At 63.6% G+C, this 15,153-nt stretch carries 15 protein-coding genes; 9 read left to right on the forward strand and 6 right to left on the reverse strand.

Going from position 1 to position 15,153, the window contains the following annotated elements:
* The first annotated feature begins 52 nt into the window (after nucleotides 1-52).
* The gene (gene orn, locus AC0KWY_RS20750) at nucleotides 53-607 is read left to right on the forward strand and encodes an oligoribonuclease (RefSeq protein ID WP_474027388.1); all 555 of its coding nucleotides are present in this window, start codon (nucleotides 53-55) and stop codon (nucleotides 605-607) included.
* 17 nt (nucleotides 608-624) lie between these two features.
* On the opposite strand, the gene AC0KWY_RS20755 is transcribed toward orn, so the two are convergent.
* The 6 genes from AC0KWY_RS20755 to AC0KWY_RS20780 form a co-directional block, all read right to left on the reverse strand.
* On the reverse strand, nucleotides 625-2,247 hold the full coding sequence (locus tag AC0KWY_RS20755; RefSeq protein ID WP_474027389.1) for an ArnT family glycosyltransferase: 1,623 nt from the start codon (nucleotides 2,245-2,247) through the stop codon (nucleotides 625-627).
* Between the two features lie 60 nt (nucleotides 2,248-2,307).
* A complete protein-coding gene (rpmE, locus tag AC0KWY_RS20760; protein ID WP_474027390.1) occupies nucleotides 2,308-2,532 on the reverse strand; it encodes a 50S ribosomal protein L31 in 225 nt (74 codons plus the stop codon).
* Between the two features lie 802 nt (nucleotides 2,533-3,334).
* Nucleotides 3,335-4,594, reverse strand: coding sequence for a transcription termination factor Rho (gene rho, locus AC0KWY_RS20765; protein ID WP_474027391.1), 1,260 nt, complete (start codon nucleotides 4,592-4,594; stop codon nucleotides 3,335-3,337).
* Between the two features lie 157 nt (nucleotides 4,595-4,751).
* Entirely contained in the window at nucleotides 4,752-5,078 is a 327-nt protein-coding gene (gene trxA / locus AC0KWY_RS20770; protein WP_474027392.1) for a thioredoxin TrxA, read from the reverse strand.
* Nucleotides 5,079-5,204: 126 nt separating this feature from the next.
* A complete protein-coding gene (locus AC0KWY_RS20775; RefSeq protein WP_474027393.1) occupies nucleotides 5,205-5,807 on the reverse strand; it encodes a response regulator transcription factor in 603 nt (200 codons plus the stop codon).
* Nucleotides 5,804-7,783 (reverse strand): sensor histidine kinase, encoded by a 1,980-nt coding sequence (locus AC0KWY_RS20780; RefSeq protein WP_474027394.1) that lies wholly within the window; start codon nucleotides 7,781-7,783, stop codon nucleotides 5,804-5,806. Before AC0KWY_RS20780 ends, AC0KWY_RS20775 begins: the two co-directional genes overlap by 4 nt.
* Nucleotides 7,784-7,912: 129 nt before the next feature.
* On the opposite strand from AC0KWY_RS20780, the gene AC0KWY_RS20785 reads away from it, so the two are divergent.
* The 8 genes from AC0KWY_RS20785 (at nucleotide 7,913) to AC0KWY_RS20820 (ending at nucleotide 15,150) form a co-directional block, all read left to right on the forward strand.
* On the forward strand, nucleotides 7,913-8,917 hold the full coding sequence (locus AC0KWY_RS20785) for a TRAP transporter substrate-binding protein (protein ID WP_474027395.1): 1,005 nt from the start codon (nucleotides 7,913-7,915) through the stop codon (nucleotides 8,915-8,917).
* Between the two features lie 66 nt (nucleotides 8,918-8,983).
* A complete protein-coding gene (locus tag AC0KWY_RS20790; RefSeq protein WP_474027396.1) occupies nucleotides 8,984-9,685 on the forward strand; it encodes a TRAP transporter small permease in 702 nt (233 codons plus the stop codon).
* Entirely contained in the window at nucleotides 9,682-10,965 is a 1,284-nt protein-coding gene (locus AC0KWY_RS20795) for a TRAP transporter large permease (RefSeq protein WP_474027397.1), read from the forward strand. The genes AC0KWY_RS20790 and AC0KWY_RS20795 overlap by 4 nt, the downstream gene beginning before the upstream one ends.
* A 100-nt stretch (nucleotides 10,966-11,065) precedes the next feature.
* A complete protein-coding gene (locus AC0KWY_RS20800) occupies nucleotides 11,066-11,743 on the forward strand; it encodes a hypothetical protein (RefSeq protein WP_474027398.1) in 678 nt (225 codons plus the stop codon).
* Between the two features lie 73 nt (nucleotides 11,744-11,816).
* Nucleotides 11,817-12,245 carry a nucleoside-diphosphate kinase gene (gene ndk / locus AC0KWY_RS20805; protein WP_474027399.1) on the forward strand — a complete coding sequence of 143 codons (429 nt, stop codon included), beginning with the start codon at nucleotides 11,817-11,819 and terminating at the stop codon, nucleotides 12,243-12,245.
* Between the two features lie 51 nt (nucleotides 12,246-12,296).
* Entirely contained in the window at nucleotides 12,297-13,388 is a 1,092-nt protein-coding gene (rlmN, locus tag AC0KWY_RS20810) for a dual-specificity RNA methyltransferase RlmN (RefSeq protein ID WP_474027400.1), read from the forward strand.
* On the forward strand, nucleotides 13,385-14,218 hold the full coding sequence (pilW, locus tag AC0KWY_RS20815; protein WP_474027401.1) for a type IV pilus biogenesis/stability protein PilW: 834 nt from the start codon (nucleotides 13,385-13,387) through the stop codon (nucleotides 14,216-14,218). Before rlmN ends, pilW begins: the two co-directional genes overlap by 4 nt.
* A complete protein-coding gene (locus AC0KWY_RS20820) occupies nucleotides 14,215-15,150 on the forward strand; it encodes a RodZ domain-containing protein (RefSeq protein WP_474027402.1) in 936 nt (311 codons plus the stop codon). The genes pilW and AC0KWY_RS20820 overlap by 4 nt, the downstream gene beginning before the upstream one ends.
* Nucleotides 15,151-15,153: the final 3 nt, after the last annotated feature.

Raw genomic sequence — 15,153 nt, forward strand, 5'->3', positions numbered from 1 at the left:
GATGTCGGGGAAGCTGTGAGAAAATGGCGGTTTTAAAGTTTCGGGCAATTATATGGCAGGCAATGCAAACAACCTCGTCTGGCTGGACATGGAGATGACCGGTCTCAACCCGGATGGCGACCGCATCATCGAGATGGCGATGGTGGTGACCAATTCCGAACTCGAGATGGTCGCCGAGTCACCGTCCTGGGCGGTGCACCAGTCCGACGAAGTGCTCGCCGGCATGGACGATTGGAACCAGAAAACGCACGGACGTTCCGGCCTGATCGAGCGTGTCCGCGAATCGGCGCTGGCCGAGGCCGATGTCGAGGCAGCGGCCCTGGAGTTCCTGCGCAAGTACTCGGGCAAGGGGCATTCGCCGATGTGCGGCAATTCGATCGGCCAGGACCGCCGCTTCATGGCCCGCTACATGCCGACGCTGGAAGCTTTCTTCCACTACCGCAACCTCGACGTCAGCACGCTCAAGGAACTGTGCAAGCGCTGGCAGCCGGAGGTGTACCGGGGCTTCAAGAAGAAGAGCAAGCACACCGCGCTGGCCGACATCTACGAGTCGATCGACGAACTCAAGTACTACCGGGAGCATTTCCTGATCAAGTCCGGTAGCTGAACTGTTTCGGCCGGCGCTCAGCGCCGGTAGAGACGGAATTTCTCGCGCCGCTCGCCGGGGCGGCGACCTTCCCAGACCTGGCGCCAGGCCGCATCCGGCGGCGCCAGTTCGGCGTTCGTGCTGCCGACGACGAGCAGCCAGTCGCAGCGGCGACCCGCTGCAGTCGCCGCGCTGACCGGCGAGATATTGACGAAGTAGGCGAAGGACGCCCGCTGCGCATCGCTCAAGCCTTGCTCGGCCAGGCAGCGGCTGCTGTCCGGCAGTGCCCGGGCCACCGCTTCGGCGACCGGTCGGTAGCTCTTGCCGTAGTCGAACCAGGGCAGGAGCAGCGCGTTGGCGATCAGCCACAGGGTGGTGAAGCCCAGGGTCCAGTGCGTCAGGCTGCGGTAGGGCGAACGCGGTGCGGTGGCGATCAGCCACAGCCAGAACAGCGTGGCGGCGCCGCCGATGAAGAGGCCGAGCCAGTGGATTTCGCCGACGAAGCCGGGACGCAGGACGACCACGCGTTCCGCCAGGCGGGCCGGAAAACCGAGCGCCATCGCCGACCAGGCGACCCAGATCAGCAGTGCGAAGAGACTGAAAACGCTCATTGCGAACCAGTCGAAGGCATTCGCCGCGCCGCGCCGCAGGCTCAAGGCGCCCGGGGTGGCGAGCAGGGCCAGCGGCGGCAGCAGCAACAGCGCCGGGATCTCCCGCGGTCGGTAGGCCCAGGCGAGCAGGAGCAGGGTCAGCAGCAGGAAGGCCAGCGGCAGCAACTGGGCGGGGGAACGCCATTGATCGCGCCGCGTCCACAGGGTCCATAGCGCCAGCGGCAATGCCGGAAAGGCGAACAACGGCAACATCGCCGAGAAACGGCCGAGCGAGGTGAAGGAAAACGGGGTTTGCAATGGCGCCAGCTCGGTCGCCAGCCAGGCGGCAAAGCGCGCCGGTTGTGCCAGGTACAGCGCCAGCGGCCAGGGGGTGGCAATCAGCAGGCCAATCGCCAGCCCGATCAGCAGTGTCTGCAATGCCTTGCTGCGGTCCGGCGACAACCACCAGGCGAGCGGGGCGATCGCCAGCAAGGGCAGGGTCGGTGCGATGCCGGCGCCGAGCAGGCAGGCGGCCAGCGCCAGGCCATAGAAAACGCCGGTCAGGCGCGGCTTGCGGCCGATCGTGGCGAGCGCGCCGAGGCCGCCGGCGTAGGCGGCGAGCGCGATCAGCATCGGCTGCGCGTCGTGGGCATGGATCAGCAGGCCGGCGCAACCGGCCAGCAGCATCGGGCTGGCCGCCGCGCTGTCGGTGCCGTACAGTTCGCGCCCGGTGTAGTAGAGGCCGACCAGCGCCAGCGCGATCCACAGGCCGCTGGCCAGACGCATCGCCTCGTGGGCCGGCAGCAGCCAGTCGAAGAGCTGGCCGGTCAGCGCCGCCGTCCAGTAATACAGCGGCGGTTCATGGAAAGGTCGGCCGGCCAGTGTCGGTGCCAGCCAGTCGCCGGACGACAGCATCTGCCAGGCGGTGCCGATATGGATCGCGTCTTCGCCCTTCCACGGGTCGCGACCGAAGAGGCCGGCGAGGACGTAGAAGGCGAGCATGCCGGCAAGCATCCAGCCACCCGGAGGCAGGCGGATGCCGCGGCGGATCAGCGTGGCGAAGTCAGGCATCGGTGGCAGAAATGAAAAAGGCAGCCCGCGGGCTGCCCTTTACGGAGTGCCGCAAGCCGATCAGGCAGCAGCCTTGCCGCGCATGGCGCCGAACTTCTGGTTGAACTTCTCGACGCGACCGGCGGTGTTGACGATCTTCTGCTTGCCGGTGTAGAACGGGTGGCAGGCAGCGCAGACTTCGATGTGGAAGTCTTTCTTGGCCATCGTGGACTTGGTGGTGAAGACGTTGCCGCAGGAGCAGGTCACTTGCACGTCGTGGTAATTCGGGTGAATGTCGGCTTTCATTTCATATCCTTTAGTCAAGCGATCGGCGATATTGGCCGATCTGGGAAGCGCGTGATTATCGTTGATTCGAGGGGAAGGGGCAATTGTTTTTTTGGTTTTGTTGGGGGGCGATTGTGTTTTTCTGAGCCGCTGCTTTTCGCCGTTGTCCGGCGGGCGTTGTTGTTTTCTGAGCCGCTGTGTTCCGCGCCTGACGCGCGGGCGTACTTTCTTCTTGTTTCGCCAAGAAGAAAGTAGCCAAAGAAGAAGGCGACCCTAGGTCGGCGCCCGCTGCGCGGGTACCCTGCGCTACTCGTCGTTGGCGGGGGCTGCGCAACTCGGGGCTTTGCCCCTCAGACAGTGCTCGCCCTTTTTCCGCCAACGCCTGCGTTGCTCGGCGCCTCCCAAGGGGCCCGGCAAACCGAGCGGAACGGAAACACTGAAGGTTTAAACCTTGACCGTACAGCAGAGACGTTTTTTGGGGCCCCCCTGAGAGGCGCTGAGCAACGCAGGCGTGCCGGGGGAAGTCGGCGAGGACTGTCTGAGGCCCGCAGGGCCGAGTTCCGCAGCCGCCCGGCGCGTCGAGTAGCGCAAGGGACCGGGCGAAGCCCGGCGCCGACCTGGGGGTGGCTTTTTCTTTGGCTACTTTCTTTTTCCAAAAAAAGAAAGTACGCCCGCGCGTCAGGCGCGGAACCCGGCGCATCAGAAACCAAAGCCGCCCGCTGAAGCTCAAGGGGAAAACAGCGGTTCAGTAACCGAACACGCCCGCCAGAAAAGCAAAAAGGCCGGTTCCCCGGCCTCCCTGCAACAACGCCAGCGAAAGTGCTTACCCCCGCCGCATGGCGTCGAAGAACTCCGCGTTGCCCTTGGTCGACTTGACCTTGTCGAGCAGGAATTCCATCGCTTCGAGGTCGTCCATCGGGTAGCAGAGCTTGCGCAGGACCCACATCTTTTGCAGCACGTCCGGCTTCAACAGCAGTTCTTCGCGGCGGGTGCCGGAGCGGTTGACGTTGACCGCCGGGTACATCCGCTTCTCGGCCATGCGGCGGTCGAGGTGGATTTCCGAGTTGCCGGTGCCCTTGAATTCTTCGTAGATCACTTCGTCCATGCGCGAGCCGGTGTCGATCAGCGCGGTGGCGAGGATGGTCAGCGAGCCGCCTTCCTCGATGTTGCGCGCGGCACCGAAGAAGCGCTTCGGCTTCTGCAGGGCGTTGGCGTTGACGCCGCCGGTGAGCACCTTGCCGGAGGCCGGCTGCACGGTGTTGTAGGCGCGGGCGAGGCGGGTGATCGAGTCGAGCAGGATGACCACGTCCTTTTTGTGTTCGACCAGGCGCTTGGCCTTCTCGATGACCATCTCGGCGACGGCGACGTGGCGGGTGGCCGGTTCGTCGAAGGTCGAGGCGACGACTTCGCCCTTCACCGTGCGGGTCATTTCCGTCACTTCTTCCGGCCGTTCGTCGATCAGCAGGACGATGAGCACGACTTCCGGGTGATTGGCGGTGATGGCGTGGGCGATGTTCTGCAGCATCACCGTCTTGCCGGTCTTCGGCGGGGCGACGAGCAGGCCGCGCTGGCCGCAGCCGATCGGCGCGATCATGTCGATGACGCGGCTGGTGATGTTCTCGTCGGACTTGATTTCGCGTTCGAGCTGGAGGTGACGCGTCGGGTGCAGCGGCGTCAGGTTCTCGAACATGATCTTGTTCTTGTTGGCTTCCGGCGGGAAACCGTTGATGCGGTCGAGCTTGGTCAGCGCGACGTAGCGTTCGCCATCCTTCGGCGTGCGGATTTCCCCCTCGACGGTGTCGCCGGTACGCAGGTTGAAGCGCCGGATCTGCGACGGTGAGACGTAGATGTCGTCGGGATTGGAAAGGTAGGAGGTGTCGGCCGAGCGGAGGAAGCCGTAGCCGTCGGGCAGGACTTCGAGCGTGCCGTCGCCGTAGATCGTTTCGCCGTTCTTGGCCTTGGCCTTGAGCACGGCGTAGATCAGCTCCTGCTTGCGCATGCGGTTGGCGTTTTCGATGACGAGTTCGGTCGCCATGTCGAGCAGTTTGCTGACGTGTAGTGTCTTGAGTTCGGAAAGTTGCATGGGAGTGTGAGGGCGCTGGAGGATGAGCGCAGGCGTCAGCCCGATGGAAGGGCGCGGAAGCTGAGTGTGCTGGGGAGTGATGTATGACGCGGGACGGGACCGTCGCTGGCGTCGCCTGAAGGCACGAGCGTACCTTCAGGCCGGGAGACTAAGGGTATTACAGGTTGCTGTCAATAAAGGCGGCAAGTTGCGATTTCGAAAGGGCGCCGACCTTGGTCGCCTCGACATTGCCGTTCTTGAAGATCATCAGCGTCGGGATGCCGCGGATGCCGTACTTGGCCGGCGTCTGCTGGTTGTCGTCGATGTTGACCTTGGCGACCTTCAGCTTGCCGCTGTATTCGACGGCGATTTCGTCGAGGATCGGCGAGATCATCTTGCAGGGGCCGCACCATTCTGCCCAGTAGTCGACGAGCACCGGCTGCTGTGCCTGCAGCACTTCGCTTTCAAAGGTGTCGTCGGTGACGTAATGGATGTGCTCGCTCATGGTTGCCTCGTGGATTCAGGGGGTGATGTTCCGGTGGGGCGGCGTCTGCCGCAATTCAGTCTGGCGTGATGCTAGCGAAAAATGACAGGCAAGGGAAGCGTCAGGCCGCGCATTTCCAATGCCGTTTCAGCGCCCGTTCTTGAACAGGTTGGCGAGTTCGACGGCGGTCTTGACTTGCATCTTGTCGAACAGGTTGGCGCGGTGGACTTCGACGGTGCGCATGCTGATGTTGAGTTCGTCGGCGATCACCTTGTTGTACTTGCCGGCCAGCACCAGGTCCATGATCTGCCGTTCGCGGGTGGTCAGCCGCGAGATCCGGCTGTTGACCGAATCGGCTTCGGCGTGCGCCGCGCGCTGGCTGGCGTCGAGGTCGATCGCCTCGGCGATCCGACTGACCAGGTCGTTGTCGTTGAAGGGTTTTTCGAAGAAATCGAAGGCGCCGCGCTTGAGCGTGGCGACGGCGAGCGGGACGTCGCCGTGGCCGGTGAGGAAGATCACCGGCAGCGTCGAGCCGCGTTCGAGCAGTTGCTCGAAGCAGTCGAGACCGGTCATCCCCGACATCCGCATGTCGAGCACGAGGCAGCCGCTGGTGGCGGGCGTCCAGGCGGCGAGGAAGGCTTCGGCGGAAGCGTAATCGGCGTGCGGCAGGCCGCGCGACTGGAGGAGCCAGCTGAGGGCGTCCCGGATCGCGTCGTCGTCGTCGACCAGATGTGCTTTCGGCGTGTTCATGCGTGGTCCAGGGGGAGGGTGAAGGTGAATATCGTACCGCTTCCGCTCGGCGAAGCGGGGTGTTTCTCCGCCCACAGGCGGCCGCGGTGGAATTCGATGATCGAGCGGCAGATCGACAGGCCGACTCCCATGCCTTCCTGTTTGGTGGTGAAGAAGGCGGTGTACAGCTTGTCTTCGATTTCCGGCGCGATGCCGCAGCCGTAATCGCTGACGCTGACGGCAACCTCGTTGTCGACGACGCGGGCGGCGATGTGCAGGAGACGATGGGCGGGCGGGGTGTCGTTCATGGCGTCCATCGCGTTGCGCATCAGGTTGAGCAACACCTGCTCCAGCATCAGGCGGTCGGCCGGCAGCAGCGGCAGCGGCGGTACGCTGGCCTCGATGCGGATCTGCCGCTTGCGCGCATCGGCTTCGACGAAGCCCAGGCAGTCCTCGATCACTTCGCCGAGGGCGCAGGGGGCGCGTTTGGGTTCGCTCTTGCGCACGAAATCATGGACGCGGCGGATGATCCTGCCGGCGCGCTGGGCCTGGACGCCGATCTTTTCCAGTACCGGGCGCAGATCGCCGCAGGAGAAATTGTCGGTCGACAGCAGGTTGAGGCAACCGGTGTTGTAGCTGGCGATCGCCGCCAGTGGCTGGTTCAGTTCGTGGGCCAGGGTCGAGGCCATTTCGCCGAGGGTCACCAGGCGGGCGGTGAATTGCAACTGCTCCTGCTGCTGGCGGGCCAGTTCCTCGGCCCGCTTGCGCTCGGTGATGTCGAGCACCGACGCCATCCAGCCGGTATGCTGGCCATGGCCGTCGATCAGTTTGGCTTCGTATACCAGGGCCTGGAAGCGTTCGCCGTTTTTGCGCATGAAGGTGATCTCGAAACCTTCGCTCGGCGCCTGGCCGGCCATCACCGCCAGGTGCAGAGCCTGCGTGTCGTCCATGTGCTCGGGTGCCCAGTAGGGCATCGGCGGTTCGTGATCGACCAGTTCGTCGGCGGCAAACCCGGTCATCTTGCAGAAGGCCGGGTTGACGTAAATGATCTTACCCTTGAGGTCGCGGGCCCGCATGCCGACCGTCAGCGAATCTTCCATCGCCGCCCGGAACGCATGCTCGGCGCGCAGCGCTTCTTCGGCGCGCGAACTTTTCTGCATCAGGTCGCGAACCAGCCACAGGCTCCAGAAGACGCCGCCGGCGAGCAGCAGGATGAAGGCGGTGAGCAGGCGCTGCAGGCCCCCGGGTTCGGTGGCGTAATTGCTGACCTTGAGCCGTAGCCCCTGGCCGGGCGGGTCGAAGGGGATCTGGTAGCTGTCGGCGTTGACGCCTTCGAGGTGGGTCTTGCTGGCATAAAGGATGTCGTTGTCGTCGACGATCTCGACCTTGTACTTTTCGGTGAACCACCAGGGCACCTGGCTGTTGAGCAGGTCGGTCAGCGGATAGGCGACCAGCAGCATGCCGCTCAGGCCGGCCTTGCCGTAGATCGGCACCAGCAGTTCGACGAAACTGTCGCCGCCGGGGAGGATCAGCGGCGCGCTGTAGGTCGGTTTGCCGAGGCGGCGGGCGACATCGAAGGCGCGCGCGGTGGTTGCCGGCTTGAGCAAGGATTCCTCCTGCGGGCTCTGGCCGGGCAACGAGGCCAGGCGCCGGCCTGTGGCGTCGAGCCAGGAGATCTGGGAAATTTCCGGGCTGTTCTTGAGCAGGTGGGTCGAGCGGAGCTGGAACAGCTTCTCCCGTTCGTCGGGGTCGGCCATGTTGACCGCGAGTTGTTGCAGGAGATCGCGATTGCCTTCGAGGTGGAAACGCAGGTTCTGCTCCAGCCAGAGCACGTCCTTGATCAGGATGTTGCGCTGTTCTTCGTGCTCGGAACGCTGCAGCAGCCAGAGTAGGGCGAGCAAGGCGATCATCAGCAGGACCAGGCCGAGTTTCGGCAGGGTCAGCAGCCAGCGCAGGCGGCGTTTTTCGGGGCGGTTCTTGAGGGCGATCGGGCGCATGGCGGCGATGTTAACCCGTGGCGCGGGATGTGGATATCCACAATACGCAGTCGTTAGTCCTTTCGTAATACTTTGCATCAGTCGCAATCCGAACTTCGCGACATTCCAACTTCAGGAGGAGATAAATCAATGAAAGTTTCCAAGCTTCTCGTCGGCCTGTTTGCCTGTGCCGTCTCGCTCGGCGCCTATGCGCAACAGCCGATCGTCATCAAGTTCAGCCACGTCGTCGCCAACGATACCCCGAAGGGCAAGGCTGCCGATTTCTTTGCCCAGAAGGCTGCCGAACTGACCAAGGGCAAGGTCAAGGTCGAGGTCTATCCGAACTCGACGCTGTACAAGGACAAGGAAGAAATGGAGGCGCTGCAGCTCGGTGCCGTACAGATGCTCGCCCCATCGCTGGCCAAGTTCGGCCCGCTCGGCGTCAAGGAATTCGAAGTCTTCGACCTGCCCTACATCTTCAACGGCTACGACGACCTGCACAAGGTCACCACCGGTCCGGTCGGCAAGCAACTGCTGGCCAAGCTCGAACCCAAGGGAATCAGCGGCCTGGCGTTCTGGGACAACGGCTTCAAGTCCTTCTCGGCAAACACGCCGATCAAGACGCCGGATGACCTGAAGGGCAAGAAGCTGCGCATCCAGTCGTCGAAGGTGCTGGAAGAGCAGGTGCGCGCATTGAAGGCGCTGCCGCAGGTGATGGCCTTCTCCGAGGTCTACCAGGCGCTGCAGACCGGCGTCGTCGATGGCACCGAGAACCCGATCTCCAACCTGTACACCCAGAAGATGCACGAAGTGCAGAAGCATCTGACGCTGACCGATCACGGTTACCTGGGCTACGCGGTGATCGTCAACAAGAAGTTCTGGGACGGCCTGCCGGCGGATATCCGTAAGCAGCTCGACGATGCCATGGTGCAGGCGACCCGCTACGCCAACCAGATTGCCAAGGTGGAGAACGACAACTCGCTGGAAAGCGTCCGCAAGAGCGGCAAGACCCAGGTCTATTCGCCGACGGCGGCCGAGCGTAGTGCTTTCAAGAAGGTCCTGGTACCGGTGCACAAGAAGATGGAGAGCCGGATCGGCAAGGAAACCATCGACGCGGTCTACAAGACCACCGGTTTCGACCCGAGCAAGCTGTAAGCGGCTTTTGCAATAGCACGCCTGGCGGCCGATAGGTTGACAGGCGTCTTCCAACGGGGGAATTCCATGAAGTTTCTCGATCATCTCGAGGAGTGGCTGATCGCCTTCCTCATGGGGGCGGCGACGCTGATCATTTTCGCGTCGGTCGTCCATCGCTACGGTACCGGGGTTGAAATTCCGGGGGTGCAGGACTGGCTGCTGGAAATCAACATGGGCTGGGCGCAGGAACTGACCATCATCATGTTCGTCTGGATGGCCAAGTTCGGGGCAGCCTATGGCGTGCGTACCGGCATCCACGTTGGTGTGGATGTGCTGATCAACCGGCTTTCCGCGGCCAATCGCGGCAAGTTCATCGTTTTCGGCCTGGCGGCGGGGGCGTTGTTCACCTTCATCGTCGGCAGCCTCGGTGCAACCTTCGTTCTGGAGAATGGCGCCGAGTACCAGTTCAAGACCTGGCTGGGCATGAATGTCGGTGAGTTGTACGAAGGCCCGACGACGCCCGATCTCGAATGGCCGACCTGGATCGTCTATTCGGCGATCCCGCTCGGTTCCTACCTGATGTGTTTTCGTTTCCTGCAGGTCATCGTCTCGTTCATCCGGACCGGCGAACTGCCGCACCACGATCACGGTCATGTCGACGGCATCGAGGAAGAAGTGCTGCCGGTGGACGTCAATCCCTACGACATGGGCGACGACCTCCATCCGCGCGACCTGAAACACAAGCAAATGGGCGAAGACAGCGACGCCGGCAAGGAGAACGACAAATGAGCGCCGCCATCATCTTCATCATCCTGCTCGTCCTGATGCTGACGGGCATGCCGATCTCCATTTCGCTCGGCCTCACCGTGCTCACCTTCCTGTTCACGATGACGCAGGTGCCGATCGAATCGGTCGCGCTCAAGTTGTTCACCGGGATCGAGAAGTTCGAGATCATGGCCATCCCGTTCTTCATCCTGGCCGGCAATTTCCTGACGCACGGCGGTGTCGCGCGGCGGATGATCAACTTCGCCTCGTCGATGGTCGGTCACTGGCACGGCGGTCTCGGCCTCGCCGGTGTGATGGCCTGCGCGCTGTTCGCGGCGGTTTCCGGTTCCAGCCCGGCGACCGTCGTGGCGATCGGCGCCATCATCCTGCCGGCGATGGTCAGGCAGGGTTTCCCGAAGAACTTCGGGGCTGGCGTCATCACCACCTCCGGCGCGCTCGGCATCCTGATCCCGCCGTCGATCGTCATGGTCATGTACTCGGTGTCGACCAATACCTCGGTCGGCGCGCTGTTCATGGCCGGCGTCGTGCCGGGTCTGCTGCTGGCGGCCTTCCTCGGCTTCGTGACCTGGAACCGGGCGCGCAAGTTCGGCTATCCGCGCTTGCCCAAGGCAAGCTGGGCGGAGCGGGCCAAGGCGTTCAAGGATTCGGCCTGGGGCCTGTTCCTGATCGTCGTCGTCATGGGCGGCATCTACACCGGCATGTTCACGCCGACCGAAGCGGCTGCGATGAGCGCGGTCTACGCCTTCATCGTCGCGGTCTTCGTGTACAAGGACCTAGGGATGAAGGACGTGCCGAAGGTGCTGCTGAACTCGGCAAACATGAGTGCGATGCTGCTCTACATCATCACCAACGCCGTGCTCTTCTCTTTCCTGCTGACGCACGAGAACATCCCGCAGGCGATGGCCGATGCCATGATGGGCACCGGGATCGGCATGATCGGCTTCCTGATCATGGCCAACATCCTGATGCTGGTCATGGGCAACTTCATGGAGCCGTCGTCGATCGTGCTGATCCTGGCGCCGATCCTGTTTCCGATCGCCATCGCGCTCGGTATCGATCCGGTGCACTTCGGCATCATCATGGTGGTGAACATGGAAGTCGGTCTCTGTCACCCGCCGGTCGGCCTGAACCTGTACGTCGCTTCCGGCATCACCAAGATGGGGATCACCGAGTTGACCGTCGCCGTCTGGCCGTGGCTGCTGTCGATGTTGGTGTTCCTGATCCTGATCACCTACGTGCCGGCGATCTCGCTCTGGCTGCCGCGAACTCTAGGCATGATCTGACCCGTCCAGGTTGTCCGCAAGCTGGCCGCGCTTTCCGCAAGGGGCGCGGCCTTTTCCTTCTCTGTGGCACAATTCCGCCTCCGCCGCTCTCCTGTCCATCATGAAATCTGCCCTCGCCATCATTGCGCTGATCGTTGTCGCGCTGGTTGTTCCTTTCCTCATTCCCGGCCTCGGGCAGCGCGCGGGCGTCGATCCGAATGCCAACCTGCCCTGGCAGATCGAGGTCGATGGTCAGGGGGGCAGCCGCGTTTTCGGCATCCGCCCGGGGACGCAAACCCTGGGCGAAGTGCGTGCCGTCTTGGGCGGCGAAGCGCCGGAAGTGGCGATCATCGCCACGCCGAACGAAGTCGGCACGCTGGAGGCGTATTACACGGAACTGCCGCTCGGTTTCGTGCTGGCCAAGGTGATCCTGACCGTCGATACCACCCCCGAGATGATCACGGCGATGCGTGAGCGGGCACCCAAGGGGCAGTACATGGAAAGCGCGACGCGCAAGATCTTCCTGCATCCGGACGACAAGCTTGCCGCCGATGCCTTGCCGGTACGGGCGATCAGCGTCATCCCCAAGGCGAGCCTCGACGAGGCGACCGTCATTCAGCGTTTCGGGGCGCCGGGGGCGCGTGTGCCGATCGGCGACAAGCGTGTTCACCTGCTGTACCCGGAAAAGGGGCTCGATGTCGTGGTCGACGCCGACGGCAAGGAATTGCTGCAATACGTTGCGCCGCGCGATTTCGAGCGCCTGCGCGAACCCCTGCAAAAGGAAGCCGCCGCCCAGTAAGGCGGGTGTGTCCCGTCCTTATCTGCTAAAATTCCCCGTTTTTCAAACGACTAGCTTTTTTCGGAGCAAACACATGGCTATCGAACGCACTCTTTCCATCATCAAGCCGGACGCCGTTGCCAAGAACGTCATCGGTCAGATCTATTCCCGTTTCGAAGGCGCCGGCCTCAAGGTCATCGCCGCCCGCATGACCTGGTTGTCCGAGCAGGAAGCCGGCCAGTTCTACGCCGTGCACAAGGAACGTCCTTTCTTCAAGGACCTGGTTTCGTTCATGACCTCCGGCCCGGTGATGATCCAGGCTCTCGAAGGCGAGAACGCCATCGCCAAGAACCGTGAGCTGATGGGCGCCACCGACCCGAAGAAGGCCGAGAAGGGCACCATCCGCGCCGACTTCGCCGAGTCGATCGACGCCAATGCCGTGCATGGTTCCGACGCACCGGAAACTGCCGCCGTGGAAGTTGCCTTCTTCTTCCCGGGCATGAACACCTACGCCGGTCGTTGATTTGTTGTTGTCGTGCCGGCCAGTGTGGCGGGCACGATCCCCGGGATGCAGATGCAGAATCTTCTTGATTTCGATGCCGACGGCCTGACCGCCTGGTTTGCCGAGCAGGGCGAAAAGCCCTTCCGGGCTCGCCAGGTGCTGCGCTGGATGCATCGTTCCGGGGTGGCGGATTTCGATGCCATGACCGACATCGCCAAGAGCTTGCGTGACAAGCTCAAGGCGCGGGCGGTCGTGGCGCCGCCGACGGTGGTCTCCGACAAGCTGTCGGACGACGGGACACGCAAGTTCCTGATCGACGTCGGCAACGGCAACGCGGTCGAGACGGTGTTCATTCCCGAGGACGATCGCGGTACCCTGTGCATTTCCACGCAAGCCGGTTGCGCGCTCGATTGCGCTTTCTGTTCGACCGGCAAGCAAGGCTTCAACCGCAACCTGACGGTGGCGGAAATCATCGGCCAGCTCTGGCAGGCCAACAACGCGCTAGGCGCGGTCCACGGCGACGAGCGGGTGATCTCCAACGTCGTCATGATGGGCATGGGCGAGCCGCTCGCCAACTACGACAATACCGTCGCCGCCCTGCGCCTGATGCTCGACGATCATGCCTACGGGCTGTCGCGGCGCCGGGTCACGGTGTCGACTTCCGGCCTGGTGCCGGCGATCGACCGCCTGCGCGAGGAATGCCCGGTCGCCCTGGCGGTCTCGCTGCACGCGCCGAACGATGCGCTGCGCGACCAGCTAGTGCCGATCAACCAGAAATATCCCCTGCGCGAACTGATGGCCGCCTGCCGGCGTTACCTGGAAAAGGCGCCGCGCGATTTCATCACCTTCGAATACACGATGATGGCCGGCATCAACGACAGCGACGCCCACGCCCGCGAGCTGCTGGCGCTGGTGCGCGACGTGCCGTGCAAGTTCAATCTGATCCCGTTCAATCCCTTCCCCGGTTCGCCCTTCCGGCGCTCGCCGGCGGAACGGGTGCGTCGTTTCGGTGAAATCCTGATCCAGGGCGGCATCGTCACCACCACGCGCAAGACGCGCGGCGACGACATCGATGCCGCTTGCGGTCAACTGGCCGGCCAGGTCAAGGACAAGACCCGGCGCACCGCCGGTGGTGTCATTCCCATTCAGGAGTCGAGGTCATGAATCAGCGTTTCCGTTTGCTCGGTCTTGTCATGCTTGCCGGGCTATGGAGTGGCGGGCCGGCTTTCGCGCAATTCGACGGCGCCCTGCCGGCGGCGGCACAGCAGCAGTCCCCGTCGCAGATGAAGCAGGAGAACCAGCCGCTGTCGGTTGCCGATCCGCGGACGCGGGCCAAGATTCATACCGAACTCGGGTCGCTTTACTTCCAGGGCGGCAACCCCGCCGCTGCCATCGACCATCTCGGGCAGGCTCTCGAAATCGACGGCAACTATTTCCAGGCGCTCAGCGTGCGCGGTCTGGTCTATGCCTCGCTCAGGGAGTTCGCCAAGGCCGAGCATGATTTTTCCGAAGCTTTGTCGCGAGCGCCCAACGATCCCGAAGTCAATAACAACTATGGCTGGTTCCTCTGCGAAACCGGCAAGCGGCGCGAAGCGATCGCCCATTTCGACCGCGCCTTGCGCGATCCGCTCTACGATACGCCCGACCTGGCGCTGACCAACGCCGGCAACTGCCTGGTCAAGCTGGGCGATGCCGATCAGGCGATGAACTACTACCTGCAGGCGGTGCGGGTCTCGCGCAGTGGCGCGGTATCCGCCCGGATCGGTCTGGCCGGCCTCATTCACAAGCGGGGCAACTCGGCCGAGGCGCGTGTTTACCTCAACGAGGCCCTGCGCATGATGGAGCCGCCGAGCGCCGAAGCCCTCTGGCTGGGCATCCGCATCGAGCGCAAGCTCGGCGATCGCTCGGCGGAGAGCGGTTTCGCCGCCCAGTTGCGCAGCCGTTACCCGACTTCGAACGAATATCAGGAATTCCTCAAGGGCAACTTTGAATGAGTGAGCAGAACGAAAACTCGTCCATGCCGGATGCGGACGAGCCAGTACAGCCGACGGTGTATACCTTGTCTGTCGGCAGGCAATTGCGGCAGGCCAGGGAAGCGCGTGGCCTGGCAGTGGGCGATATCGCCCAGGCGCTGAAACTCGGTCCGCGCCAGGTCGAGGCGCTGGAGCGCGACGAATGGACGGATTTGCCGGGAACCACCTTCATTCGTGGTTTCGTGCGCAACTATGCGCGCCTGGTCGGCATCGATCCGCAGCCCCTGATGGCGCACCTGGCCAGTCTGCTGGAAAAGCCGGTCGATACCCTGAACGTACCCGCGGCGGCGCCGGCAACGATGCGCAGCGGCGGCCGTTCGCGCGACCGGGCGGTGGTTGCCGTCGGCGTCGGCCTGGTGGTCGTCGCGGCGCTGGCCTATTTCCTGTTGCCCAACGATCTCGCCGCCTGGCGCGCCAACCTGCAATCCTTGCTCGATGGCAGTTCTTCGAGCGCGGAATCCGTCGAATCGACGGCGGCGCAGGAGCCGCTTTTCCCGCCGCCCGAAGCCGCAGCGCCGGCACCGGTGCCGGCGCCGTCGCAGCCGGTGCCGGCGCCTGTCGTGCAAGCCCCGATGGCGGCGCCGGCTCCTGCCGTGCTCAGCCCCTTGCCGGCCCAACCGGCAGCACCGGCCCAAGCGGTGGCGGCAGGCGCAGCGGCCGGGCAACTGCGTTTCCATGTCGCCCGCGAATCCTGGGTGGAAGTGCGCGACCGCGACGACGTGGTGGTGTTTTCCCAGCGTCTGTCGGCGGGCAGCGAGCAACAGGTCGGCGGCAAGGCGCCGCTGTCGGTGACCATCGGCTACGCGCCGGGGGTCAGCCTGGTCGCCAACGGCAAGGTGGTCGATCTGGCGCCGCATACCCGTGGCGATGTCGCCCGCCTGCTGGTGGATTAAGCC

It is taken from the genome of Azonexus sp. MM2026_4 (genome assembly GCF_055901855.1).

Coding starts and splice junctions, on each gene's coding strand:
- orn (WP_474027388.1), top strand. CDS start 53: ATGGCAGGCAATGCAAACAACCTCGTCTGGCTGGACATGGAGATGACC.
- AC0KWY_RS20755 (WP_474027389.1), bottom strand. CDS start 2,247: ATGCCTGACTTCGCCACGCTGATCCGCCGCGGCATCCGCCTGCCTCCG.
- rpmE (WP_474027390.1), bottom strand. CDS start 2,532: ATGAAAGCCGACATTCACCCGAATTACCACGACGTGCAAGTGACCTGC.
- rho (WP_474027391.1), bottom strand. CDS start 4,594: ATGCAACTTTCCGAACTCAAGACACTACACGTCAGCAAACTGCTCGAC.
- trxA (WP_474027392.1), bottom strand. CDS start 5,078: ATGAGCGAGCACATCCATTACGTCACCGACGACACCTTTGAAAGCGAA.
- AC0KWY_RS20775 (WP_474027393.1), bottom strand. CDS start 5,807: ATGAACACGCCGAAAGCACATCTGGTCGACGACGACGACGCGATCCGG.
- AC0KWY_RS20780 (WP_474027394.1), bottom strand. CDS start 7,783: ATGCGCCCGATCGCCCTCAAGAACCGCCCCGAAAAACGCCGCCTGCGC.
- AC0KWY_RS20785 (WP_474027395.1), top strand. CDS start 7,913: ATGAAAGTTTCCAAGCTTCTCGTCGGCCTGTTTGCCTGTGCCGTCTCG.
- AC0KWY_RS20790 (WP_474027396.1), top strand. CDS start 8,984: ATGAAGTTTCTCGATCATCTCGAGGAGTGGCTGATCGCCTTCCTCATG.
- AC0KWY_RS20795 (WP_474027397.1), top strand. CDS start 9,682: ATGAGCGCCGCCATCATCTTCATCATCCTGCTCGTCCTGATGCTGACG.
- AC0KWY_RS20800 (WP_474027398.1), top strand. CDS start 11,066: ATGAAATCTGCCCTCGCCATCATTGCGCTGATCGTTGTCGCGCTGGTT.
- ndk (WP_474027399.1), top strand. CDS start 11,817: ATGGCTATCGAACGCACTCTTTCCATCATCAAGCCGGACGCCGTTGCC.
- rlmN (WP_474027400.1), top strand. CDS start 12,297: ATGCAGAATCTTCTTGATTTCGATGCCGACGGCCTGACCGCCTGGTTT.
- pilW (WP_474027401.1), top strand. CDS start 13,385: ATGAATCAGCGTTTCCGTTTGCTCGGTCTTGTCATGCTTGCCGGGCTA.
- AC0KWY_RS20820 (WP_474027402.1), top strand. CDS start 14,215: ATGAGTGAGCAGAACGAAAACTCGTCCATGCCGGATGCGGACGAGCCA.